This is a genomic window from Halorientalis marina (genome assembly GCF_023028345.1).
Classification (GTDB): Archaea; Halobacteriota; Halobacteria; order Halobacteriales; family Haloarculaceae; genus Halorientalis; species Halorientalis marina.
Map to the genome: position 1 here is coordinate 3246296 of NZ_CP095487.1, position 20252 is coordinate 3266547.

The following is a 20252-nucleotide window of genomic DNA, read 5'->3' on the forward strand; positions in this document are numbered from 1 at the left end:
ATTTAGTGGTCGGCGGAGGTCCGGGCGCCTTCCGTCGTCGTGGGTTCGGCACCGACCAGCCCGTGGAGTCGTTCGACGACGCCGTCGGGAAGTACAACCCCTGCCGGCGGGAGATCGCCGTCGGTCGCGGCGAGGTCGGTCGCGAAGTCCCCGGCCTGGACTGGCACCGACGCGCCGGCGGCGGTCGTGCCGGCGACGACGGCCAGCTCGAACACGTCCGTCTCGAGGTTGCCGTCGAGCGACGGGTCGTCGGTCTCCCGGCGGACAGTCTGGTCGCGGCCGAACGAGCGAACGACCCCGACGGCGGCGTCCGCGGCTTCCGTCCGGGCGAGCAGGTAGAAGCCGCGTGCGACGAGGATGTCGGCCACGAGGATGTCGAGGTCGGCCGCGGCCGCCGCCGAGTCCTTGCCGTTGCCGGCGGGGACAGCGGCGGCCTCGGCTATCCGCCAGCCATCGCTCTCGGCGGTCCCGAGCCAGGGTTCGGCGTGGGACAGCGACCGCGTCAGCCGCAGCCCCTCGTAGATCAACTGCACGCCCGCGGCACGCTCCGCGAGTCCGTCACGCGAGATGGAGTCGTCGACGGCGTCCGCACTGAGCAGTGTCAGGGCACCCGGTGCCATCGACCCCTCCTCGATCCGCTGGGCGATGCGTTCGCGGAGACGCTCCGGATCGACATCGTCGACGGCTGCCAACGCCGCTCGCCGGACCGCAGCGGCTTCCTCCATTACCACCGCCTAGCGGAGCGAAAGGCAAAGACCTTTGGAAACGACCAACCACGACAGGCTATGATTACCACCGCGGCCGCCGACGGCGTCCGCGTCGTCACGCTCGACCGACCCGCCCGCCGGAACGCGCTCACGAGAGCCGGCCTCGACGACCTCGCGGCCGCCGTCGACGACGCCGACGAACCCGTCGTCTACCTCCGGGGCGCTGGCGACGCCTTCTGTGCCGGCGCCGATCTCGATATCGTCGCCGACCTCGACGGCGAGACGGCCCCCGACTTCGCCCGCCTCGGCCAGCGCGTCGCCCGTACCATCGAGACTGCCGACAGCGTCGTCGTCGCCGGGATCGACGGCGCCGCCCGGGGTGGCGGCGTCGAACTCGCGCTCGCCTGTGACCTCCGAATCGCCACCGACCGGGCCACCTTCGCCGAGAGCGGCGTCACCCTCGGTCTCTTCGGCGCCTGGGGCGGCACCGCCCGTCTCCCCCGTGTCGTCGGCGAGGCCGACGCGATGGACCTCGCCCTCTCCGGACGGGTCGTCGACGCCGACGAGGCCCTACGGATGGGGCTGGTCTCCCGCGTCGTCGACGACCCCCGGCGCGTCGCCACCGAACTCGCCGACAACGACCACGACACCCTGCGCGTCCTCAAGACGCGACTCCGCGACGACGCCCCCGTCTCCGAGCAGAAGGAGCGCGAAGCCGCGGCGTTCGGCCGTCTCGTCGAGGGGGCCGACATCGACCGCTGACGGCGAGACGGCGCTCGACGGGGGGCCTACCTGTCGAACCGAAAGCGTTGTCTTGGGGAGTGGCGTAGCCCGCCCCACGAGACGGACAGCCATGCCGGACTGTAACTACTGTGAAGAGTCGTTCGCGGACGAGGAGGCGTACCTCGATCACCTTGCCGCGAGCCACGAGCGGGGGGAACTCAGTCGTATCGACCGTCGTCGGGTCGAGGGACACAGCGACGACGAGGGTGGTGGGCTCCCGACCGGGCCGCTGATCATAATCGGCCTGGTCCTGTTCAGCGCCGCCGTGATCGGCTACGTGACGATCTTCATGAACGACACGCCGAACAACATCGAGATCACGAGCGTCGCCAAAGAGCCCGCCGACAACGTCGGCGCGGTCCACGAACACGGGACCATCAACGTCACCATCGACGGGCAGACGCTCGATTTCAGCCAGGCGCGCTTCCAGAACCCACAGCAGTACCAGGCGTTTCACTTCGAGGGCGGGAACGGCGACGTCTGGCACAAACACGCCAGCGGCGTCACCCTCGAGTACGGGATGAAGACCCTCGGCATCCAGATGAACCAGTCGGCGATCCTGTACAACGGCGAACTCTACACGGAGAGCGACCCGGGGACCGAAATCGTCGTGACGGTCAACGGTGAGGAGGTCGACCCGACGACCTACGAACTGCAGGGCACCGAGAGCACGGCCAACGCCCAGGACGGGGACCACGTCCGGATCGTCGTCCGCACGAACGAGACGAGTCAGTAGAGCGGGGCCGGCCCCGGCGGCATATTGCGCTTGTGTTCGCTCGCCGCGTGGAGGTCGCGGACCTCGTCGATGACCGACTCGGGAACGCCGATCTCCCGCGCCGTCGCCGACTTCGAGAGCGGGCCGTCGATGTGGAGGGCGAGAACCGAATCGAGCGTCGGGTAGTCCATCCCGAGTTCTTCCTCGTCGGTCTGGCCCGACCACATCTCCGCGCTCGCGGTCTTCTCCGCGAGATCGTCCTCGACGCCGAGGTGTTTCGCGAGCTGGCGGACCTGTCCCTTGTAGAGGTTGGCGATGGGGTGACAGTCCACGGCGCCGTCGCCGTACTTCGTGTAGTAGCCGACCTGTGCCTCGCTTCGGTTGCCCGTCCCCAGCACCAGCGCGTCCCGCTGGTTCGCGGCGAGATAGTTCACCACCGCACGAACCCTGACCCGGACGTTCCCGACGGCGGTTTTCAGCGGGTCGGTCTCGATCTCCGAGTCGGTCGTCACCCCCGGGAACGCGTCGAGGACGGCGTCGACGACGGGCTCGATCTCGACCACGTCGTACGCGATACCCAGCGTCTCCGCGACCCGCTCGGCGTCGCTCATGTTCCGGTCGCGGTTGACCTCGCTCGGCATGACCAGCCCGTAGACGCTGTCGGCGCCCAGGGCCTCCACCGCGAGGTAGGCGGTCGTCGTGCTGTCGATTCCGCCCGAGAGTGCGATGATGGCGTCGTCGACCCCCGCGGCGTCCAGTCGTTCGACGATGAACTCGCTGATGTGGGCAGTGTGTGCCTCGAGTTCGGCCGCCGAGAGCGAGAGGTCGAGCGGTTCGTCGGCGCGCGCAATACTCACGGTCTCTGCCATATCCAACGACAGGGGCCGAACGAACAAATACCCATCCGTCACGGGACGGTTTCTGGACGCACGTCGAGTTCGGGAACGGGTGCGAGTGCCGGACGAAAGCGGGGGTGATGTCCCCGAAGCGCTACGTTCAAGTGCGATGGCAAGGTACGAGTCCACGGGCGCCGGTGTCTCACCGAGCGGAGCGAGGTGAGGCTCGGGGCGCGAACGAAGTGAGCGCGCCGGTGTTGAGACGGACGGAGTCCGTCGATGCTCGGCGCGAGAGTGACGAGCGCCGGTGGTTCGCGGAACGCAGTGACGCGAGCCTCGGGGCGCGAACGAAGTGAGCGCGCCGGTGGTCTAGTGGTAGGACATGAGCTTCCCAAGCTCATAGCCCGGGTTCAATTCCCGGCCGGCGCATCCTGCGACGAACGAACGTGAGGAGCGGATGCGCTCCCGGGAATTGAATCACGGCAGACCGAACGGAGTGAGGTCTGGCATCGGGTTCAATTCCCGGCCGGCGCAGTACCGACGCGAACGCTCGTGAGCGTCGTCTACGAGCAGGCCAGGGATTGAACCCTGGGAGTCGCAGCGGCTGAGCAGGGCGAGGCCGACCGTCTCCATCCGGTTCAATTCCCGGCCGGCGCACTGCTGCGAGGAACAGCTCGTGAGTGGCGAGTGCGAGCGGGCGGGGGTGACGGCCTGTCCGCTGTTCGCGCGGGCAGCATCGCTGCCGGGCAGCGGGTGCGAACTGGCGGACGGGAGGTGGAGCGACGGCTCTTGACATCCTCCCACCCCTGAACAGTTGTTGCTGATTCGGCTGCTATCTCTGTTGACGTGCGAACTCACGAACGTGAAATCGCCGTGCACCCGGTGCACGGCTCTCAGAACCGGTGTGAATCGGAGTAGAAACTAGCAACACTCCTACTTCAGCAACTACTGTGAAGGGGTGGGATTCCTCCGGTGGAGATGTTGGCTATGCCGTCCCCACGGAGGCAAGTTTCCCGTCGCCGGTACTCTGGTTTGTGCGCTCCTCGTTGGGACTTGCCCTCTCGGGAGAGTGTGGTATCTCCGACCAGTCGTGGTCGTCCCACGTGAGGCGCACGGGCCGTGCCATCGACCCGACTTCGGATTCGCCAGCCTGTCGTTCGAGGAACGTCCGCGAAGCGTCGAGGTCGGCGTGACCTTCGTAGCCACACGAACACCGGAACACGTCGCCGTCCCGCTCTGTATCGTCTCGCTCACCACACACCGGACACTCCGCCGTCGTGTACGCTTCTGACTCGACTTCGACCGTGATGCCGTACTCCTCGGCGGTCGTGGCAAGACGGTCGATGAACGAGCGATACGCCCAGAACTGGTGCGTTTTCTCGTTCACTCGCGCCGACCAGTGTTCCGACAGCACATCGGTAAGGTCGCCCACGTACACGGTGGCGATGCCCTCGTCGTACAGTCGTTCCATCAAGTCGCGGACGAGCGCGTCCTGTGCATGGTCGCGTCGTCGTGTCCGCTTTCGATAGAGGCATCGAATCCGGCGACTACTGTACCGACCCTCGCGGAGTTTGGACTGCAAGCGGGCAATCTCCTCGGTGGTTTCGCGGAAGCGGGCGAACAGGTCGCGCCCCTCGTAGAGGGACTGTTGGCCGGTCGTGGTGGTACAGGCGACGAGATTGTTTGCGCCCACGTCCAAGGCAGCCGATTCGTCGGCTAGTGGTGAATCCCGTCGAGAATCAGGCACGGTGACGGGTTGAATGGCCCTGAACGTGTCGTCTACCTCGTCGTAGTACAGTTCCAACCGGCCCTGTTCGCCCTCCCATTTTGGGTCACCAGCGACTTCGAGGCGCAGTCGGTCGTGGTAGCCAAGGCCGTACTTCTCTTTCAGGTCTTGGCCGACCGGAATTTCGAGCCGGCTCCGCCCGCCGGTTTCGAGGGTGTACTGGTCGTTGCGGATGTACGTCCGCAACTCCCGACCGTCCTCCTCGTTGCCCCAGTAGCCCGGCGGGGCGGTGTTCTCGCCGTCCTCTCGGGCAGCGAAGAACGACCGCCACGCTTCGCTGTTCTTGCGGATGACCTGTTGAGCGGTGGCGGAGCCAAGGACACCGACGTACTGCTTGCGGTAGTCGGCGGTCTCCCACACGGACTCGCTGTCGAAGAAGTTCTGGCGACGTTCGTAGTTCAGTTCATTCCACAGGCTGGCGGAGGCGTCCAACACGTCGCGGAGCAGTTGCTCGTCCTGCTCGGAGAGCGGGCGCACCGCGAACGTGTTGCTTCGCCTCACGACAACAGACATTTGTGGTTCTGCGTCTAAATGTCTTTTGGACACAAACAATGCGACCGAACATCGACATCTCGCACACGCTGAACGGGCGTGTGAAAGACTACGCCGAACAGCAGGACGTGAGCCTCGAAGAAGCCTATCGGGAGATTATCGAAGCGGGGTTGGAAGCGGTGGAACATCCAGACGAGTCGTAGCGCGTAGATTGCCGGGCTATGCTGTCGCTCACACCCACCCCTAAACAGTAGTTGCTGAAGTAGGAGAGAGCCGATTGTCGTCGGGTTCGTTGTCTCGGTATGGTTGAGACAGCTGAAGCAAAACAGGTGAGTCGTGCCGCCTCGTCGATGCTGTTTCCGGAGCTTGATTTCGATGTTGCGGACAACGGCACCTATCCGAGCGAGGACTTCCAGCGAGTCCTCGCTCGGATTGCCTTCGACAACGAGTTTGCCAACGCTGGCGCGAAAGCCTACCAACTCGCTCGTGGTGACGATGTCGACGTCGGTGCCGAGTCACGGAATCCGCTAGCGAGAGCACTGTTGTACCATCTTCGTGGACTTGATGCGGACGCGGTCGACGATCAGTTCGACCGCGTCCGCGAGGCTGTCCTCGCCGAAGCAGCCCGCAACCGCCTGTTCACACAGCCAGTCGACGTTGCGATCGACGTTCACGACTGGCTGTACTACGGCGACACAGAGACACCGCACGTTTCACGGACTGATCCCGACCAGGGAACCGACTGTGCCTACAAATTCGCCACCATCTGTATTGTCGATCCGAGCGTCCGATTCACGCTTGGCTGGGTAGCGCTGGACGGCGATGATACCGACGAGTTGGCGGACGCACTCCGCCAACTCGTCTCCCAGGCGCGGGAGTACGTCGAGATCAATCGCGTCTACCTTGATCGCGGTTTCTACCGCGTCCATCTCGCGTTGACGCTGGAAGAACTTGGCGCCGAGTTCGTGATGCGTGCGCCACAGACACGGAAGGTACAGCGATTCATCGCTGACCACGACGACGACACATTCGTCACAGAGTACGAGATGGCGCGGTCGAACCCACCGACGGGTCGGACGACAGTCCGACTCGTCGTCGTTCCCCATCGTTCTCGAGACGACGATCACTTCTGCCTAATCACCAACCGCGAGGTCACGCGTGACCTCGCTCAACCGCTGGCAGAAGCCTACCGCCGTCGGTGGGGCATCGAAACATCCTATCGAAAGGTCACGGAGTTTCTCCCGAGAACGTCGTCACCGACGTTCTCTGTTCGGCTATTCTACTTTCTGTTTGCCGTGGCACTCTACAATCTGTGGGTGGTGACGAACCTGCTACTCACATCGGATCGGGCGGTCGGGAGCACACCCGTCCTCCCGACCACCCTGTTCCGGCAGTTTCTCGGCCCTATTCCAGACGGATAGCGTGTCACTCGGCGGTTGACTCGGGCCGTCCGCCCGAGTCAGAACGCCGCTGGCTACTGGCGAGACTGCCAGAACACTCCTCGTCGGAGGTTCTTGGCCGGCAGTCAGCAACCGCTCTCCTCAGACGGTACCGTCGATCTCGAACAAAGCCAAAGACGCAACTCCGCTGCAGCAGCTCTCGCAGTCGAATCAGCAACTACTGTAAAGGGGTGGGCTTCCGCTTGCTACGTGTCAGTACGGTGGCGACTCGGCTTCGATGACGGCCGCGAGGTTATCCAGTTCCGTGGCGAGCAGTTGCATCACGTCGTCGAGAGTGATGATACCGACCAGTGTCCCCTCGTCGTTCACGACTGGCATTCGGCGGACGCCGTGCTCACGCATCGTCTCGGTGACCGCGAACAGGCCCGCGTCGTCCCGGACGGTGACCGGGTCCTCGGTCATAATCTCGGCGGCGGTCACCTCGTCGGCCGGGCGGTCGCGCGCGGCCACCCGGACGGCGATGTCACGGTCGGTGACGATCCCGACCGGCCGCATCTCTTCCTCGATGACGATGCTCCCGATGCCGACTTCCGCGAGCCGCATGGCGAGCGCTTCCGCTGTCGCGCTCGGGCCTGCCGTCTCGATCCCTTCGATCAGGAGTTTGCTGACTGTCATGGCCCCACGGGGAACGTCACCGCCGACGGACAAATAACGGCGGCAGCGTTCCCACCCCATGAAAATGCTCGTCAGTCGGGCTGGACGGTCAACACCGGTACGTCGGCGAGCCGCACGACCCGTTCGGTGACGCTCCCGAGGAGGTCGTGTTCCAGGCCGGTGCGGCCACGGGTCCCCATCACGACGAGGTCCGCGTCGTGTTCGGCGGCGTACTCGGTGATGACATCGTGTGGGACGCCGACGCGGATCGCCTCGACCGCGGGAACGTCCGCGTCAGTGGCCCGGCGGAGGACGGGTTCCGTCGGGTCGGCGTCGGACGCCTCGAACAGGGCCATCAGGTCGTCGTGGGCGGTCTGTTCGGTGATCGGACTCATCCGAACGTCGACGACGTAGAGGGCGTGCAGCGTGGTCTCGCCCGGCGTGGCGAGGGTGATCGCCTCCTCCGCAGCGGCTATCGACCCGTCGCTTCCGTCAGTCGGGACCAGAATCGTCTCGTACATTCCACACCGTCTCGCGGCCTGCGTTCGCGACACGCTTCAAGCTATCCCCGAGCGGACCCGACCGCTGCCGTATCACGACCGCTCCCGATACGAGATCACGGCGACGGTGACGAGCAGACCGACGAGGACGCCGGCGAAGGCGACGGGAACGGTCCCGCCCGGCAGTTGCAGCCCGCCGGCCTCGGCGGGCGGCACGTCGCCGGCGCTGTCGGCGCTCGTGACGTTCTCGGCCGCGGCCGTCCCGAGACCGGCGACGGCGCCGGCGACGACGAGTACAAGCAGTGTAACGCGTGCGAGCGTAGTCAGTCGAGCGATCCCATCCCCAGCCGTCCGTGAATCTGGTGCCTCCATCGTTCACCCCTGAAACCGGTCCCGTTCACGGCCATCCCCCGACGGCCCCCCAGCGGAACTGTTTCGACGTAAATGCCTTTTGGCCGTTCGGCCTTGTAAGGCTTGGGCCGTCGCTGCCGGGTGGTATATCAGTGCCGGCGGCTCGGGCGGGAGGGGCGTCACGACGCGACCGTTCACTCCAGGAAATCGGGGTATTCGGTCTGTTCGGGGTCGAGATCGGGCGGGTCGGTCGCCTCGGTCTCGTTCACCGCGGACGGGAGGTCGGTCGCGCGCTCGGCCGGTTCGTCGTCGCCGTCCCCGTCGTCGCGGTCGGGTTGCTCGACGTCTTCCAGTTCCTCGTTGACGACGAACTCGAAGACGTCGGCGTCGTCGCCGTCGATCTCGCGCTGGCCTTTCGTCGCCTCGTTTTTCCCCTCCTGGTAGGCGAGTTCGACGATGCTGGCGTCGTAGTTCGAGCCCATCGTCTCGTGGACGGCCTCGAACTCCTCCTCGTTGCGCTCACCGAGGGCCGCCGCGACACCGAGGGCGAAGGCACGCTCCATGGCCTCCTCGCGGTCGAGCGTGTCCCAGTCGGTGTCGAAGCGGTCCTCGTAGAGGCTCATCGTTTCACTTTCTCGTCGGGGAAGACCCGGAGACCGCGGTCGGAGAAGCCGATCTTGTGGATGTCACAGTCGATTTTCGTCCCCCGCATCTTGATGATCTGGACGCCGCGTGTCATCCCGCCCGACTCCATGAAGTTGTGGAAGAAGATCACGCCGTGGGCGAGGTAGTGCTCGTCCGCATAGGAGGTCGGGTCGGTCATCTCCGAGATGAGCAGCGTCGTCGTGTCGGTCTGTTTCAGCGTGGAGAGAAAGCCCGTGATCTCCTCTGACATATCCGCGAAGAAGTGCTGGAGGAGCATCGTCGAGTCGATGACCGCGCGGTCGATGTCGTTTTTCTCGATGAACGCTTTCAACCGGCTCGTCAGTCCGCCGTCGGTGCCGAACTGGGTGATGGTGCGCTTGCCGGACTCGGTGACGAGATTGAGAAACTGCACGCGGTCCGACCGCATCACCTTTGAGAAGCCGAACTCGAAGTTCGACATATCGTTGATGAGTTCCTCTTTCGACTCGTGCATCGTCACGTAGAGACAGTTCTCGCCGCTGCGGGCACCCTGGGTAATGAACTGCGAGGAGAACGTCGTCTTCCCGCTACCGGGCGGCCCGCTCACGACGTACAGCCGGTGTCCCGGGAGCCCACCCTCGACGAGGTCGTCGAATCCGGGCACGCCACTCGAAACCCTCATGTCTTCCAGAAGGCCCACCGCCGGACATAGGTGTTCCCTTTCGATTTTCATTACTGAGAACAGAAGGGTTGGGCCGGGGTGGGGCGGCGCCGTGGGGGGCGGTGACGGGGACACCGACCTGCGTGCTGGTGCGCCCACTCAGTCGTCGGAACAGCGGTCGAAGTCCCCGGTCTCGTGGATGGCGAGCAGGGATTCGGTGGCGTCGGCCTCGAACCGGAGTGGCCGGCGCCACCACGGTCCCTTCCCGGAGTCGTTCGAGAGGGCGGTCACGACGCGGTTGGCCGACGTGCCGCCCGTGCGGGCGCTCAGTGGGACGGCCGTATCGTAGAGCCCGGAGCCGTCGGGGTCGCCTTCGAGCAGGACGCGGGCATCGAAGGGGTCGCGTTTGACGTGGGCGTTGTTCCGGAACGGAGCGCGTTCAGCGTCCGTCGCTGCCTCGTACTCCTCGCCGGTCAGGACCCGCGCGAGGCGGAACTGCCCGATGACGAACGCGCCCCAGTCGGGCGGTGCCCAGTCGGGCCGGTCGTCGCCGGTGGCGAGCGTCGCGTAGAAGAAGACGTAGTCGCCCGGGGCCAGTTCGGAGAGCGGGCCGGCCTTCACGCCGTGTTCGTCGCCGTAGGTGTATCGCTCACAGCAGGGGTATTCGGGGAACTCGGGGTCGAGGTGGACCGGCGAGTCGCGGTGGCGCTCGGGGATCGCCGTGTCGAGGGCGAGGTCGGCGTAGGTCGGAACCGGGTCGGCAGTGGGTTCCGACTCGGGGATCGGCACGTACTCGAAGCTCCCGTCGGCGTACAGCGGGCCGCGGACTCCCGGCTCGTTGGTGTTGGCGGCGACGTTGATGGCGACGCTCCGCATACCCGGTCTCGGGCGGCCCCGCGCAAAAAGCGTGTGTTACCGGAGGGGCGAGACACACTCCCGACAGTACCGGAAGGTATCGCCCTCGTTGAACGTCCCACACTGCGGACAGTGCGTGCCCTCGCCGCCGTCGGACCGTACCGCCGGGGCCCGCTCGGGCTGGTCGACCGGTGCGGAGTAGCTCTCGACACCGGGCGCCGACGACCCCTCGACCGACGCCTCCTCGTCCCGGACGTACCGATAGACCAGCAACTGGAGCAGGCTGAACCCGACGATGTAGGCCGCGATCCAGGCCCAGACCTCCATGTCATGTGGTACGTTGTCACAGTACTTGGAGTTTTCCGTGGTTCGCCGCACCGAGTCGCGACTGGTCGGGTGGGCAACGAGTCCGCAGGAAGGTGGCGCGTCTCAGTCGGCGTCCGGGGGCGTCAGGTCCCGCTCGAACTCGTCGAAGACCTCGAGGTCGTCGGGGATGTCGTACTCGAGTCGGCGCTCCTCGCGGCGGTCCTCGTTCGCGCCCTCCAGCGGGGCGGCGACGCTCTCCCAGCCGTCCTTGACGGCGACGGATTTCGCGGGCTGGCCGGCCGCGACGTGGTGAGCGGGCACGTCCGTGCCGGCGATGGACTTGGCCGCGAGGATGGAGTTCTCGCCCATCTTCACGCCAGCGCGGACCATCGAGTCGTAGGTGACGCGTACGTCGTCCTCGATGATGGTGTGGTAGTTGTCGACGTGGGTCTGGTCGTTGACGTCGTGGTCGTGGCTGTAGACGTGGGCGTCGTCGGAGATGGAGACGCGGTCGCCGATGGTGAGTTTCCCGCGGTCGTCGAGGTGGACGTCGTCGTGGACGACCACGTTGTCGCCCATCTCGATGTTGTGGCCGTAAGTAAAGGAGATGTTCTTGAACAGGCGGAGATCGTCGCCCGCCTCGGCGAAGAGGTGGTCGGCGAGCATCTGCCGGAACCGCAGGGCGAACGCAATGTTGTCGGCCATCTGTGTGGCGTCGAACTGTCGCCAGAGCCACTGGAGGTACTTCGAGCGCTCGTACTCCTCCTCCATGGTCGCGACCTCGGCGTAGTACTCGCTCTCGAGCGTGGCGTTGCACGGGTCGTACCCCTGGAGTCGGACCCGTTCGGCGGGGGAAACGTCGCCGCCGTCCTGCCAGCGCTCGTAGGCCTCCCGGTCGCCGTGGAGGTCGATGAGCACGTCCTTGACGACCTCACAGGTGTCCTCGTCGCCCGAGAGCCGTTCGTCGACCTCCGAGATGAACGACCGCAACCCCTCCTCGGCGAGGGGTGGCAGCGAGACGTGTCGCTTCGTCATACCCCCCCATCGGCATCCGCGTTGATATGGGTTGTCCTTACGCCCGCCGCCGTTACCGGCCGGTAACCGGCGTGTTCGACCACCACCATCGCCGTGCCGAGTCCGGGCCGAACCCCGGGTTTCAACGGCTCCGACACCGACGGTCGCGTATGGACGACGAGCCCGCACAGCGCCCGGACGGCGACCCCGCCGAGGGTTCGCGCGGCACTCTGTCCCGGACGTTCCTCAACGGCCGGGAGCGACGACTCCGAGCGCCCTGGCGCCTGCTCGTGGGCCTCGTCGCCTTCGCCGTCCTCGCGGCGGTCGCGGGTGTTGCCACCACCGCCCTCCTGGCCGCCGACGCCTTCGCCGGCCCGGTCCTCTCGGGCCTCTACGCCACCGGGCGCTACCTCGCGTTCACGGCCGTCCTGCTCGCGGGGCTGCTCGGCATCAGTTACGTCGTCGACCGCCGCCACCCGACCGACCTCGGCCTCCGACTCGACCGGCAGTGGTGGCGCGACTGCGCCTTCGGGCTGGCGCTCGGCGTCGCCCTCCCCGCCGTCGTCTTCCTCGTCGAACTCGCCGCGGGGTGGGTGACCGTCACCGGCCTGTTCCGGACCGACCCCGAGGCCCTGCTCTCCGTCGGCCCCGCGACGCCCGTGCCCGTCGCGCTCGCCCTCGTCGTCCTCTTTTTCGTCGGCGTCAGCCTCTTCGAGGAGGTCCTCGTCCGGGGCTACCTCATGACCAACCTCGCGGAGGGGCTGGACGGCTGGTGGCGGCTGGACCACCGCCACGCGGTCGGGCTCGCGGTCCTCGCGACGGCCGCCGTCTTCGGCGTCCTCCACGCCACGAACCCCTCGGCGACGGCGCTGTCGGTCACGAACATCTCGCTGTTCGGTGTCCTGCTGGGACTCGGCTACGGCCTGACCGACCGGCTGGCCGTCCCCGTCGGGATGCACCTCACCTGGAACGCGACCGTCGGCGCCGGCTTCGGCTTCCCCGTCAGCGGCATCACGGTGAGCGTGACCGTCGTCGAGACGGCGACGACCGGCCCGGACCTCTACACCGGCGGCGCCTTCGGCCCGGAGGGCGGTCTCGTCGCGCTCGTCGCGCTCGTCGTCGGCCTCGGCCTGCTGGGCTGGTGGGTCCGCCGGGAGTACGGGGGGCTGGCGCTCGACCCCGGCGTCTCCACGCCCGACCTGCGGGAGTGACTCAGGGCTCTGTGACGGTCCCGGAGACCATGCCGGCGGCGGCGGCGAAGACGGCCGCCGCGGGAGCGGTGACGATCAGTCCCTCGACGCCCCACTGCAGGAACGCGATGCCGACGAGGGCACCGAGGACCGCGCCGCGGAGGGCGTTTGCCTGGTCGAGGCGTGCGGCGTGTTCGGCGTCCATACCCGCCGGTGGGACGCCCGGCGTCAAGAAGCTTGACCACCGACCGCGGGGTCGGGGCCGGACCGCACTCGCTAAGTGGCCCGCGTGCCAACCGCCGGGTATGAACTACCGCGAACTCGGTTCCTCGGGCGTCGAGGTCAGCGAAGTCGGCTTCGGTGCCTGGGTCGTCGGCACGGACTGGTGGGGCGACCGCTCCCGCGAACAGGCCGTCGACATGGTCCAGCACGCCCTCGACCGGGGCGTCACGTTCTTCGACACCGGCGACGTGTACGGCCACGGCGACAGCGAGGAACTCGTCGGCGAGGCACTCGGCGAACACCGCGAGGAAGTGACCGTCTCCACGAAGGTCGGTTACGATTTCTACAACAACCCACAGGCCGGCCACGGCGAACTCCCCAAGCGGGTCGACCCCGAGTGGATTCGGACCGCCCTCGATCGCTCGCTCGACCGGCTCGACATGGACTACGTCGACGTGCTGATGCTCCACAACGCCAACGTCGACGAGGTCACGCCCGACGTGCTGGAGGCGCTCGACGAACTCCGCGAGGAGGGCAAGGTCGAGGCCATCGGCTGGGCGCTCGGCCCCTCTATCGGCTGGCTCGCCGAGGCCACCGAGGCCGTCGAGGAGGGCTTCGACGCGCTCCAGCTCGTCTGGAACGTCTTCGAGCAGACGCCGGGTCGCCACGCCGTCGAGGAGGTCCGCCGGCTCGACGCCGACACCTCCGTCCTCCCGCGTGTCCCCCACTCCTCGGGCCTGCTGAACGAGCAGGTCACCCCCGAGACGGAACTGGGCGAGGGTGACCACCGCGCCCACCGCCCCGACGAGTGGTACGAGACCGGCTGGGAGAAGGTCGAGTCCCTGCGCTTCCTCGAACGGGATGGGGAGCGGACGATGGGCCAGGCCGCCATCCAGTACCTCCTCTCGTTCGACGAGGTGGCCTCGGTGACGCCGACCTTCCGGACGACCGACGACATCGACGAGTGGGCGGCCGCGTCGGATACGCCCGCCCTCTCCGACGAGGAACGGGAGCGGGTCGACGACCTCTACGAGGACAACTTCGGCATCGACCGCGACGACGGCATGGACGCGCTGCGCTCGTCGGTCGGCGGGGCGGACCTCGAAGGGCTCGACAAGCAGGCTGCCGGCGATTGACCGGTGAGAGCCTGACGGGCTCGAACCGCGGTCACCGGCAGCGAGTCGGCGATTGATCGGTGAGAAACTGGCGTGTTTCGCCTTCACATCGACCACCAGCCGCGTCGCTCGCGGTCGTCGGAAAGTGGAAGGGGAAGGGATTGCGTGGGCTCCCCCGGTCCCCCGATCCGTCGAGGGAACGGTCGCCCGCTCGACCGGACTCGGGGGAGCACAAAAAAGGCGCCCGACCGTTCACGACGGTTCATCCGGCTGAGAGGTCTTTTCACGCTCTGTAAACGCCCGTAGTGGCTCGTTCCAGTTCCGGACGGGGGAAAATAATCCGCGACCTAGAGGAAGTCCCGGACGTCGGAGTACCACATGTCGTGGTGGTCGACGGTGTCGACGGCGCGGGCGATCTCGACGGCCAGCGCGTGCCAGCACCGCTCGGTGGGGTCGTCGGGGTCGAGGTTGTACTCCGCGTCGGCGCAGTGGCAGGACCCTTCCTCGATAATGTACTCGTCTTCGTGGCCGACGACGACGGTGAAATCTCGGTACTCCTTGACGCGCTCCTCGCCGACGGCGTCGATGGCGCGGCGGCCGCGGTCGCCGTGGGTCGAGACCAGACGGTCGACTGCCTCGGGGGTGAGTTCGCCGGCGTCCTCGAGGAGTCGGACCCACTCGGCCGCTGTCACGACGCGATATTCGGGCACCAGCGTCAAAACAGGTTCGATGCCGGCGGCCGCGGGCGGCGAGCGGTCGCAGGTGTCGGCCGACGGGCGGGCAGGGGCGCGGACTGTCGGGGCCCCGTCGCGGCGGAGCGAACCCCTTACGGCCCCGGCCCGTCGAGGTGGCGTATGCTCGTCGAGGAGGGCGATGTCGAACTCGAAGTCCCCGGGGAAGCGACCGACGGGAAGCAGGAGGGGGTGTTTTTCAACCCCGAGATGGAACTCAACCGCGACCTCACCGTCGCGACCCTGCGGGCCTACCGCGACCGCGCGGCCCCGGCCGAGAGCTACCTCGACGCCACCGCCGCCAGCGGGGCCCGCGGGGTCCGCGCCGCCGCCGACGGCTGGGACGTGACCATGTGCGACGTGGACCCCGACGCCGTTGCCCTCTGTGAGAGCAACCTCGACCGCAACGGCTGCGAGGGGACGGTCCGCCACGAGGACGCAAACGTCGAGATGCACCGCCGACGGTACGACGTGGTCGACGTCGACCCGTTCGGCACGCCCGTCCCCTTCGCCGACGCCGCCGTCCGGAGCGCGCGCGGCCTGCTCTGTGTGACCGCCACCGACACCGCGCCGCTGTGTGGCGCCCACTTCGAGAGCGGCGTCCGCAAATACGGCTGTGTCCCGCGCAACACCGAGTACCACGCCGAGATGGGGCTTCGCGTCCTGCTCTCCGCCCTCGTGCGCACCGCCGCCCGCTACGACGTGGCCGCGACGCCCGTCTTCAGCCACGTCTCCGACCACTACGCCCGCACGTACCTCCGCGTCGAGGAGGGCGCGCAGGCCGCCGACGCCCGCATCGACGACCTCGGCCACGTCTACCACTGTCAGCACTGTCTCTTTCGGACCCACGAGCGAGGCCTGCTCGCCGACGCGCCGGAGGCGTGTCCCGAGTGCGGCGAGCACCTCCAGACCGCCGGCCCGATCTGGCTCGGGGCGGCCCACGACCCCGAGTTCGTCGCTGCCGTCCGCGAGCGGGTGCCCGAGGACTGCGGGACCGCAGGCCGGGCGCGGGACCTCTGTGCGACGGTCGCGGACGAACTCCACGAACCGACCCACTACGACCAGCACCGGCTGACCAAGCGGTGGAACGAGTCCGCGATGGCGATGGACGAGTTCCTCGACCGCCTGCGCGCGGCCGGCCACGAGGCGTCGCGAACCCACTACGGCGGGACGACGTTCAAGACGACCGCCGACGTGACCGAGATCAGGGCGGCCGTCGCGTGATCACGAGGAGCGTTCGTCGCCCTCTTCTTGCATCTCCCGGCCGATCTGGATCGCACCCGCGAGGACGTAGTGGAGCAGCCGATAGACCGGACGAAGCAGGAGATTGATGACGCCGACGATGCCGGCGAGACCCCCGAGCGCCTGCATCTCGCCCGGGCTCGCGCCGATGACGAAGCCGTAGACGGTGAGCAGGGCGGCGACGACCGGCGCGAGCCAGAGTCCCGAGAGGTACTTGCGAGTCCGGCCCTCGGCGCGTTGCCACGCCTCGTAGAGCGCCCAGGCGGCCCCCGGCAGTGCCAGAAGCATGATCAGGGACGGCCCCATCCCGATCAGCGGCAGCGGGATCAGGAACAGGCCGGCGAGGATGAACACGGCGGAGATTCGCAGGATTCCCCGCTCGTACTTGTCCTGCATACCCATCAGTGGCCGCCCATCACCTAACCAGTTTTCGGTGTCACAGCCGGATCCGCGAACCGATTTTCCGTGTCACGGCTCGCCGAGGAGAGCCACGCCCTCTTTTGCGCCGGGGCAGCCAACTAGGCCCGTGAGCTACTCGGGGAACACGATATCGGTCGTGAAGTCACTGGTGGCGGCCGCACGGTCCGAACAGATCACCTTCCTCGCGGCGAGTCTCGCCTACTACACGTTCGTCTCGCTGATGCCGCTGCTCCTCCTCGGCATCGTCGTCGCGACGGCCCTCGGCGGTGAGGGAGTCGCGACCGCGGTCGTCGAGCGGGCCGGGGGCGTACTCTCGCCGGGCGGCGAGGACGTCCTCGAAACGGCACTGACGAGCGGCGAGGGGCGGGGCGGGGCGACCATCGTCGGCGTCGCCGTCCTCGTGTGGGGAGCGCTCAAGGTGTTCCGCGGTCTCGACGTGGCGTTCGCACAGGTCTACGGCACTGGCGGTCCGGACTCGTTGCTCACGCAGGTGAAAGACGCGGCGGTGGCGCTGGCGGCCGTCGGCGGCGGCATCGGGATCGCCGTCCTCGTCGGCGCGCTCATCGCTCGCTCCGGGGTCGCGTTCGCCGGCCTCCTCGGGACGCCGGCGATGATCGTCGCGCTGGTCATCGCCTTCCTGCCGCTGTACGTGGTCCTGCCCCAGCCGAACGTGACCCCCCGCGAGGGGCTCCCCGGCGCCGTACTGGCGGCGACCGGGTGGACGGTGCTGGCGTCTGGATTCCGGATCTACGCCGCCAACGCCGGGAGTTTCCAGCTGTACGGCGTCATCGGCGGCGTTTTGCTGCTGGTCACCTGGTTTTACTTCGGCGGTATCGTCCTCCTTTTGGGCGGCGTCCTGAACGCCGTGCTGGCCGACCGGGCCGCACCGGACGACGTCAACCGGCAACTACAACAGGAACCCCTCCGAGAGACCGGACAACGAGCGAGCATGACGGACGAACACGGGGGCACGACGGCGTCCGACGACGAGACGCCCGGGGACGGAGACGCCCGGGACGAGGAACTCGACGCGCTCAGGGACCGCATCGACGAGTTCGAGTCCGAGATCGACGACCGGACGGTCCACCGCGAGGAGATCGAGTCCGACCTGAAGCGGTACGTCCGCCGGCGGGTCCGCCGGGGCCACGCCCGCGGCTGGGGCCCCTACCTCGTCCTCCTCTATGGCACCGTGATGACGCTCGGTGCCTTCTACTTCCTCGGCGGCGGCTGGGCGATTCTCGCGATGCTCGTCATCTGGCTGTCGGTGCTCGGCCTCTACACCCTCATGGTGCTGGTCGGCGTCACCGTCTCCGCCGTCGGCCTGCCCGGGCGCCTGCGGGACTGGGTACAGGAGTTCCGCGGCTAACCGATGCGCGGCGCCGGTGAGATCGAGTTCCTGCAATCCGCCGTCGGTCCGGCCGCGCCGGTCTTCGCGCTCGTCACCCAGTTGGGAGACGTCTGGTTTCTCCTCGCGGCCGTCACGCTCCTGTACTGGTTCGGGGACCGCACGCCGGTCGTCGGCGACCGACTCGACCGGCAGCGCGGGGCCGTCCTCGTTGCGCTCGCGCTCGGCGCCCTCGCCGTCACGACCGGCCTGAAAGAACTGCTGGCAGTCCCGCGGCCGCCCGGCGCCGACACCGCCGTCGCCGCCGAACTCGTCCCAGCGGTCGTTCGCCCGGTCTACGAGTCGGCCGCGACGGGGGACGGCTTCGGCTTCCCGAGCGGACACGCGGTCGGCACGACGGTCGTCTGGGGCGGCCTGGCCTGGCTCGTGGACGGGAACAACCGGCGGCGCCGGCTCGGGTTCGCGGCCGGCGTCGTCGCTCTGGTGAGCCTCTCGCGGCTCGTTCTCGGCGTCCACTACGCCGTGGACGTGCTCGCCGGGGTCCTCGTCGGGGCGTTCTACCTCGCCGGCGTCCTCCGGTACGCCGGGACGCCGGGCCGGGCGTTCGCCGTCGCCGCAGTCGTGGCGGTGCTGAGTACGCTCGTAAACGGGTTCACGCCCGACGGGACGCGGTTGCTGGGTGCGACGCTGGGTGCAGTGGGCACCTGGTACGTCGTCGGCGAGGCGGTCCGGGAGGGGCCGTCCGCCGACCGACGCCGGCTGCTCGCGGCCGTCGGCCTCCCGGTTACAGGCGCTGCCTTCGTCGCGCTGGAGACGTTGCAGGTGCCGCTGTGGGTCGCGTTCGGCGGGTACGGAGTCTTGCTCGCCGTCCTGCTGGCGCTGCCGCTGGCGGTCGCGCGCACCACAAAAAAGTGAACGCTGTGGCCCTCAGAACTTCTCGAGGTAGCGGTCGATCTCCCAGTCGGAGACGTCGACGAGGTAGTCCTGGTGTTCCTGGCTCTTGGCCTGGACGAACTTCGGCCCGATGTGCTCGCCGAGCGCGCCGTAGACGGTCTCGTCGGCTTCGAGTTCGTCGATTGCCTCGCCGAGGTTCTCGGGGAGGGTGTCGATGCCGTACTCCTCGCGTTTCTCCTCGTCGAACTCGTAGATGTTCTCCCGAACGGGGTCCGGACAGTCGAGGTCGCGCTCGATGCCGTCGAGTCCGGCGTGGATGAGAACCGCGAAGGCGAGGTAGGGGTTACACGACGGGTCGGGGAAGCGCGCCTCGATACGGGAGGCGGCCGGGATTCGCGCGGCGGGCTTGCGGATGAGCGCCGAGCGGTTCCGGTCGGACCAGGCGACGTAGACGGGTGCCTCGTAGCCGGGCACCAGGCGCTTGTAGGAGTTCACCGTCGGGTTCGTGACGGCCGCGAGCGCCGGCGCGTGCTCGAGGATGCCGGCGATGAAACTGTGGGCCTCGTCGCTGAGGTCGAACTCGTCGTCCTCGTCGTGGAAGGCGTTCTCGCCGTCCTTGAACAGCGAGATGTGCGTGTGCATCCCCGAGCCGTTGATCCGCGGGATCGGCTTGGGCATGAACGTCGCGTGGAGGTCGTGCTGGGCCGCGATGGCGCGGACGACCGTCCGGAACGTCCCGACGTTGTCGGCCGTCGAGAGCGCGTCGTCGTACTCGAAGTTGATCTCGTGTTGCCCCTGGGCGACCTCGTGGTGGCTGGCCTCGATCTCGAAGCCCATCTCCTCCAGGCCGTAGATGATGTCACGGCGCACGTCGGAGGCGAGGTCCTTGGGCGCGACGTCGAAGTAGCCGCCGGCGTCGCTGGTCTTGGTCGTCGCACGGCCGTCCTCGTCCTCCTCGAAGAGGAAGAACTCGGGTTCGGGCGCGGCGTTGACCGTATAGCCCAGTTCCTCGGCGCGTTCGAGCGCCTGCTTCAGCACGTAGCGGGGGTCGCCCTCGAAGGGCTCGCCCGTCGACGTGTTGATGACGTCACAGATGAGACGGGCACTGGCGTGCTCGTCGCTGTTGCGCCACGGCAGGATGGCGAACGTATCCGGGTCCGGGACGAGACGCATGTCGGACTCCTGGATCCGGACGAACCCCTCGATGGAGGACCCGTCGAAGTAAATCCCCTCGGTAAACGCCTTCTCGGCCTGGTCGGCCGGAACGCTCACGTTCTTGACCGTCCCCAGGATGTCGGTGAACTGGAGCCGGAGGAAGTCGACGTCCTCCTCGTCAATCTCGTCGATTACGTCCTGTGCTGCTTCCGTCAGACCACCATCCGCCTTGACGTTCGGGTTTGTCATTTTTC

The 20252-nt window shown here is 67.5% G+C and carries 24 protein-coding genes and 1 tRNA gene; 10 read left to right on the forward strand and 15 right to left on the reverse strand.

Features of this window, described 5'->3' with window-relative positions; all coding sequences use genetic code 11:
• Positions 1-2 precede the first annotated feature (2 nt).
• On the reverse strand, positions 3-725 hold the full coding sequence (locus tag MUG96_RS16760; RefSeq protein ID WP_246984576.1) for a DUF7114 family protein: 723 nt from the start codon (positions 723-725) through the stop codon (positions 3-5).
• A 60-nt stretch (positions 726-785) separates the two neighbouring features.
• Here MUG96_RS16760 and MUG96_RS16765 point away from each other — a divergent pair, with 60 nt between their 5' ends.
• Both MUG96_RS16765 and MUG96_RS16770 read left to right on the forward strand, forming a co-directional pair.
• Positions 786-1469, forward strand: coding sequence for an enoyl-CoA hydratase/isomerase family protein (locus MUG96_RS16765; RefSeq protein WP_246984578.1), 684 nt, complete (start codon positions 786-788; stop codon positions 1467-1469).
• Positions 1470-1560: 91 nt separating this feature from the next.
• Positions 1561-2226, forward strand: a complete 666-nt coding sequence (locus tag MUG96_RS16770) for a hypothetical protein (protein ID WP_246984580.1) — start codon at positions 1561-1563, stop codon at positions 2224-2226.
• Here the strand turns inward: MUG96_RS16770 and MUG96_RS16775 are convergent.
• Complete coding sequence (locus tag MUG96_RS16775) at positions 2220-3074, reverse strand: NAD+ synthase (protein WP_246984581.1); 855 nt, start codon at positions 3072-3074, stop codon at positions 2220-2222. The two genes, MUG96_RS16770 and MUG96_RS16775, sit on opposite strands and share 7 nt — an antisense overlap.
• 325 nt (positions 3075-3399) lie before the next feature.
• Here MUG96_RS16775 and MUG96_RS16780 point away from each other — a divergent pair.
• Positions 3400-3470 (forward strand) — tRNA-Gly (locus MUG96_RS16780).
• A gap of 556 nt (positions 3471-4026) precedes the next feature.
• Here the strand turns inward: MUG96_RS16780 and MUG96_RS16785 are convergent.
• Positions 4027-5340 (reverse strand): RNA-guided endonuclease InsQ/TnpB family protein, encoded by a 1314-nt coding sequence (locus MUG96_RS16785; protein WP_373221901.1) that lies wholly within the window; start codon positions 5338-5340, stop codon positions 4027-4029.
• 38 nt (positions 5341-5378) lie between these two features.
• On the opposite strand from MUG96_RS16785, the gene MUG96_RS16790 reads away from it, so the two are divergent.
• Together MUG96_RS16790 and MUG96_RS16795 are read left to right on the forward strand one after the other, a co-directional pair.
• Positions 5379-5522: a hypothetical protein gene (locus MUG96_RS16790; RefSeq protein ID WP_187695763.1), complete on the forward strand. Its 144-nt coding sequence runs from the start codon at positions 5379-5381 to the stop codon at positions 5520-5522.
• Between the two features lie 99 nt (positions 5523-5621).
• On the forward strand, positions 5622-6740 hold the full coding sequence (locus MUG96_RS16795) for a transposase (protein WP_246984586.1): 1119 nt from the start codon (positions 5622-5624) through the stop codon (positions 6738-6740).
• 231 nt (positions 6741-6971) lie between these two features.
• Here MUG96_RS16795 and MUG96_RS16800 read toward each other — a convergent pair whose 3' ends face one another.
• The 8 genes from MUG96_RS16800 to MUG96_RS16835 form a co-directional block, all read right to left on the reverse strand.
• Positions 6972-7394 carry a CBS domain-containing protein gene (locus MUG96_RS16800; RefSeq protein ID WP_246984587.1) on the reverse strand — a complete coding sequence of 141 codons (423 nt, stop codon included), beginning with the start codon at positions 7392-7394 and terminating at the stop codon, positions 6972-6974.
• 71 nt (positions 7395-7465) lie between these two features.
• Complete coding sequence (locus tag MUG96_RS16805) at positions 7466-7894, reverse strand: universal stress protein (protein ID WP_246984589.1); 429 nt, start codon at positions 7892-7894, stop codon at positions 7466-7468.
• 72 nt (positions 7895-7966) lie between these two features.
• Positions 7967-8245: a hypothetical protein gene (locus MUG96_RS16810; RefSeq protein WP_246984591.1), complete on the reverse strand. Its 279-nt coding sequence runs from the start codon at positions 8243-8245 to the stop codon at positions 7967-7969.
• A gap of 173 nt (positions 8246-8418) precedes the next feature.
• Complete coding sequence (locus tag MUG96_RS16815) at positions 8419-8847, reverse strand: DUF8057 family protein (RefSeq protein WP_246984593.1); 429 nt, start codon at positions 8845-8847, stop codon at positions 8419-8421.
• Positions 8844-9530 carry an RAD55 family ATPase gene (locus MUG96_RS16820; protein ID WP_246984595.1) on the reverse strand — a complete coding sequence of 229 codons (687 nt, stop codon included), beginning with the start codon at positions 9528-9530 and terminating at the stop codon, positions 8844-8846. The genes MUG96_RS16815 and MUG96_RS16820 overlap by 4 nt, the downstream gene beginning before the upstream one ends.
• 138 nt (positions 9531-9668) lie before the next feature.
• Positions 9669-10385, reverse strand: a complete 717-nt coding sequence (locus tag MUG96_RS16825) for an Nmad3 family putative nucleotide modification protein (RefSeq protein ID WP_246984597.1) — start codon at positions 10383-10385, stop codon at positions 9669-9671.
• Positions 10386-10421: 36 nt separating this feature from the next.
• Positions 10422-10691: a DUF7577 domain-containing protein gene (locus MUG96_RS16830; RefSeq protein WP_246984600.1), complete on the reverse strand. Its 270-nt coding sequence runs from the start codon at positions 10689-10691 to the stop codon at positions 10422-10424.
• Between the two features lie 102 nt (positions 10692-10793).
• A complete protein-coding gene (locus tag MUG96_RS16835) occupies positions 10794-11705 on the reverse strand; it encodes an acyltransferase (protein ID WP_246984602.1) in 912 nt (303 codons plus the stop codon).
• A gap of 149 nt (positions 11706-11854) precedes the next feature.
• Here MUG96_RS16835 and MUG96_RS16840 point away from each other — a divergent pair, with 149 nt between their 5' ends.
• Entirely contained in the window at positions 11855-12895 is a 1041-nt protein-coding gene (locus MUG96_RS16840) for a CPBP family intramembrane glutamic endopeptidase (RefSeq protein ID WP_246984604.1), read from the forward strand.
• A gap of 1 nt (position 12896) precedes the next feature.
• Here MUG96_RS16840 and MUG96_RS16845 read toward each other — a convergent pair whose 3' ends face one another.
• Positions 12897-13079, reverse strand: coding sequence for a hypothetical protein (locus MUG96_RS16845; protein WP_246984606.1), 183 nt, complete (start codon positions 13077-13079; stop codon positions 12897-12899).
• A gap of 100 nt (positions 13080-13179) precedes the next feature.
• Between MUG96_RS16845 and MUG96_RS16850 the strand changes: the two genes are divergently transcribed.
• Complete coding sequence (locus MUG96_RS16850; protein ID WP_246984608.1) at positions 13180-14232, forward strand: aldo/keto reductase; 1053 nt, start codon at positions 13180-13182, stop codon at positions 14230-14232.
• 326 nt (positions 14233-14558) lie between these two features.
• Here MUG96_RS16850 and MUG96_RS16855 read toward each other — a convergent pair whose 3' ends face one another.
• Positions 14559-14903 (reverse strand): hypothetical protein, encoded by a 345-nt coding sequence (locus MUG96_RS16855; protein ID WP_246984610.1) that lies wholly within the window; start codon positions 14901-14903, stop codon positions 14559-14561.
• Positions 14904-15065: 162 nt separating this feature from the next.
• Here MUG96_RS16855 and MUG96_RS16860 point away from each other — a divergent pair, with 162 nt between their 5' ends.
• The gene (locus MUG96_RS16860; protein ID WP_246984612.1) at positions 15066-16166 is read left to right on the forward strand and encodes a tRNA (guanine(26)-N(2))-dimethyltransferase; all 1101 of its coding nucleotides are present in this window, start codon (positions 15066-15068) and stop codon (positions 16164-16166) included.
• Here the strand turns inward: MUG96_RS16860 and MUG96_RS16865 are convergent, their stop codons facing one another.
• Positions 16167-16586 carry a hypothetical protein gene (locus MUG96_RS16865; RefSeq protein WP_246984614.1) on the reverse strand — a complete coding sequence of 140 codons (420 nt, stop codon included), beginning with the start codon at positions 16584-16586 and terminating at the stop codon, positions 16167-16169.
• Between the two features lie 124 nt (positions 16587-16710).
• Here MUG96_RS16865 and MUG96_RS16870 point away from each other — a divergent pair, with 124 nt between their 5' ends.
• Positions 16711-17970, forward strand: coding sequence for a YihY/virulence factor BrkB family protein (locus MUG96_RS16870; RefSeq protein ID WP_246984617.1), 1260 nt, complete (start codon positions 16711-16713; stop codon positions 17968-17970).
• Between the two features lie 3 nt (positions 17971-17973).
• Complete coding sequence (locus tag MUG96_RS16875; RefSeq protein ID WP_246984618.1) at positions 17974-18864, forward strand: phosphatase PAP2 family protein; 891 nt, start codon at positions 17974-17976, stop codon at positions 18862-18864.
• A 12-nt stretch (positions 18865-18876) separates the two neighbouring features.
• Here MUG96_RS16875 and glnA read toward each other — a convergent pair whose 3' ends face one another.
• Positions 18877-20247 carry a type I glutamate--ammonia ligase gene (glnA, locus tag MUG96_RS16880; RefSeq protein WP_246984620.1) on the reverse strand — a complete coding sequence of 457 codons (1371 nt, stop codon included), beginning with the start codon at positions 20245-20247 and terminating at the stop codon, positions 18877-18879.
• Positions 20248-20252 lie beyond the last annotated feature (5 nt).

What these genes read in the sequence shown, in the direction of transcription:
- MUG96_RS16775 (WP_246984581.1), bottom strand. Translation starts at nt 3,074, where the DNA reads ATGGCAGAGACCGTGAGTATTGCGCGCGCCGACGAACCGCTCGACCTC.
- MUG96_RS16835 (WP_246984602.1), bottom strand. Translation starts at nt 11,705, where the DNA reads ATGACGAAGCGACACGTCTCGCTGCCACCCCTCGCCGAGGAGGGGTTG.
- MUG96_RS16840 (WP_246984604.1), top strand. Translation starts at nt 11,855, where the DNA reads ATGGACGACGAGCCCGCACAGCGCCCGGACGGCGACCCCGCCGAGGGT.
- MUG96_RS16860 (WP_246984612.1), top strand. Translation starts at nt 15,066, where the DNA reads ATGCTCGTCGAGGAGGGCGATGTCGAACTCGAAGTCCCCGGGGAAGCG.
- MUG96_RS16760 (WP_246984576.1), bottom strand. Translation starts at nt 725, where the DNA reads ATGGAGGAAGCCGCTGCGGTCCGGCGAGCGGCGTTGGCAGCCGTCGAC.
- MUG96_RS16875 (WP_246984618.1), top strand. Translation starts at nt 17,974, where the DNA reads ATGCGCGGCGCCGGTGAGATCGAGTTCCTGCAATCCGCCGTCGGTCCG.
- MUG96_RS16810 (WP_246984591.1), bottom strand. Translation starts at nt 8,245, where the DNA reads ATGGAGGCACCAGATTCACGGACGGCTGGGGATGGGATCGCTCGACTG.
- MUG96_RS16825 (WP_246984597.1), bottom strand. Translation starts at nt 10,385, where the DNA reads ATGCGGAGCGTCGCCATCAACGTCGCCGCCAACACCAACGAGCCGGGA.
- MUG96_RS16800 (WP_246984587.1), bottom strand. Translation starts at nt 7,394, where the DNA reads ATGACAGTCAGCAAACTCCTGATCGAAGGGATCGAGACGGCAGGCCCG.
- MUG96_RS16815 (WP_246984593.1), bottom strand. Translation starts at nt 8,847, where the DNA reads ATGAGCCTCTACGAGGACCGCTTCGACACCGACTGGGACACGCTCGAC.
- MUG96_RS16850 (WP_246984608.1), top strand. Translation starts at nt 13,180, where the DNA reads ATGAACTACCGCGAACTCGGTTCCTCGGGCGTCGAGGTCAGCGAAGTC.
- MUG96_RS16805 (WP_246984589.1), bottom strand. Translation starts at nt 7,894, where the DNA reads ATGTACGAGACGATTCTGGTCCCGACTGACGGAAGCGACGGGTCGATA.
- MUG96_RS16795 (WP_246984586.1), top strand. Translation starts at nt 5,622, where the DNA reads ATGGTTGAGACAGCTGAAGCAAAACAGGTGAGTCGTGCCGCCTCGTCG.
- MUG96_RS16830 (WP_246984600.1), bottom strand. Translation starts at nt 10,691, where the DNA reads ATGGAGGTCTGGGCCTGGATCGCGGCCTACATCGTCGGGTTCAGCCTG.
- MUG96_RS16845 (WP_246984606.1), bottom strand. Translation starts at nt 13,079, where the DNA reads ATGGACGCCGAACACGCCGCACGCCTCGACCAGGCAAACGCCCTCCGC.
- MUG96_RS16820 (WP_246984595.1), bottom strand. Translation starts at nt 9,530, where the DNA reads ATGAGGGTTTCGAGTGGCGTGCCCGGATTCGACGACCTCGTCGAGGGT.
- MUG96_RS16770 (WP_246984580.1), top strand. Translation starts at nt 1,561, where the DNA reads ATGCCGGACTGTAACTACTGTGAAGAGTCGTTCGCGGACGAGGAGGCG.
- MUG96_RS16765 (WP_246984578.1), top strand. Translation starts at nt 786, where the DNA reads ATGATTACCACCGCGGCCGCCGACGGCGTCCGCGTCGTCACGCTCGAC.
- MUG96_RS16790 (WP_187695763.1), top strand. Translation starts at nt 5,379, where the DNA reads ATGCGACCGAACATCGACATCTCGCACACGCTGAACGGGCGTGTGAAA.
- MUG96_RS16865 (WP_246984614.1), bottom strand. Translation starts at nt 16,586, where the DNA reads ATGGGTATGCAGGACAAGTACGAGCGGGGAATCCTGCGAATCTCCGCC.
- MUG96_RS16785 (WP_373221901.1), bottom strand. Translation starts at nt 5,340, where the DNA reads ATGTCTGTTGTCGTGAGGCGAAGCAACACGTTCGCGGTGCGCCCGCTC.
- glnA (WP_246984620.1), bottom strand. Translation starts at nt 20,247, where the DNA reads ATGACAAACCCGAACGTCAAGGCGGATGGTGGTCTGACGGAAGCAGCA.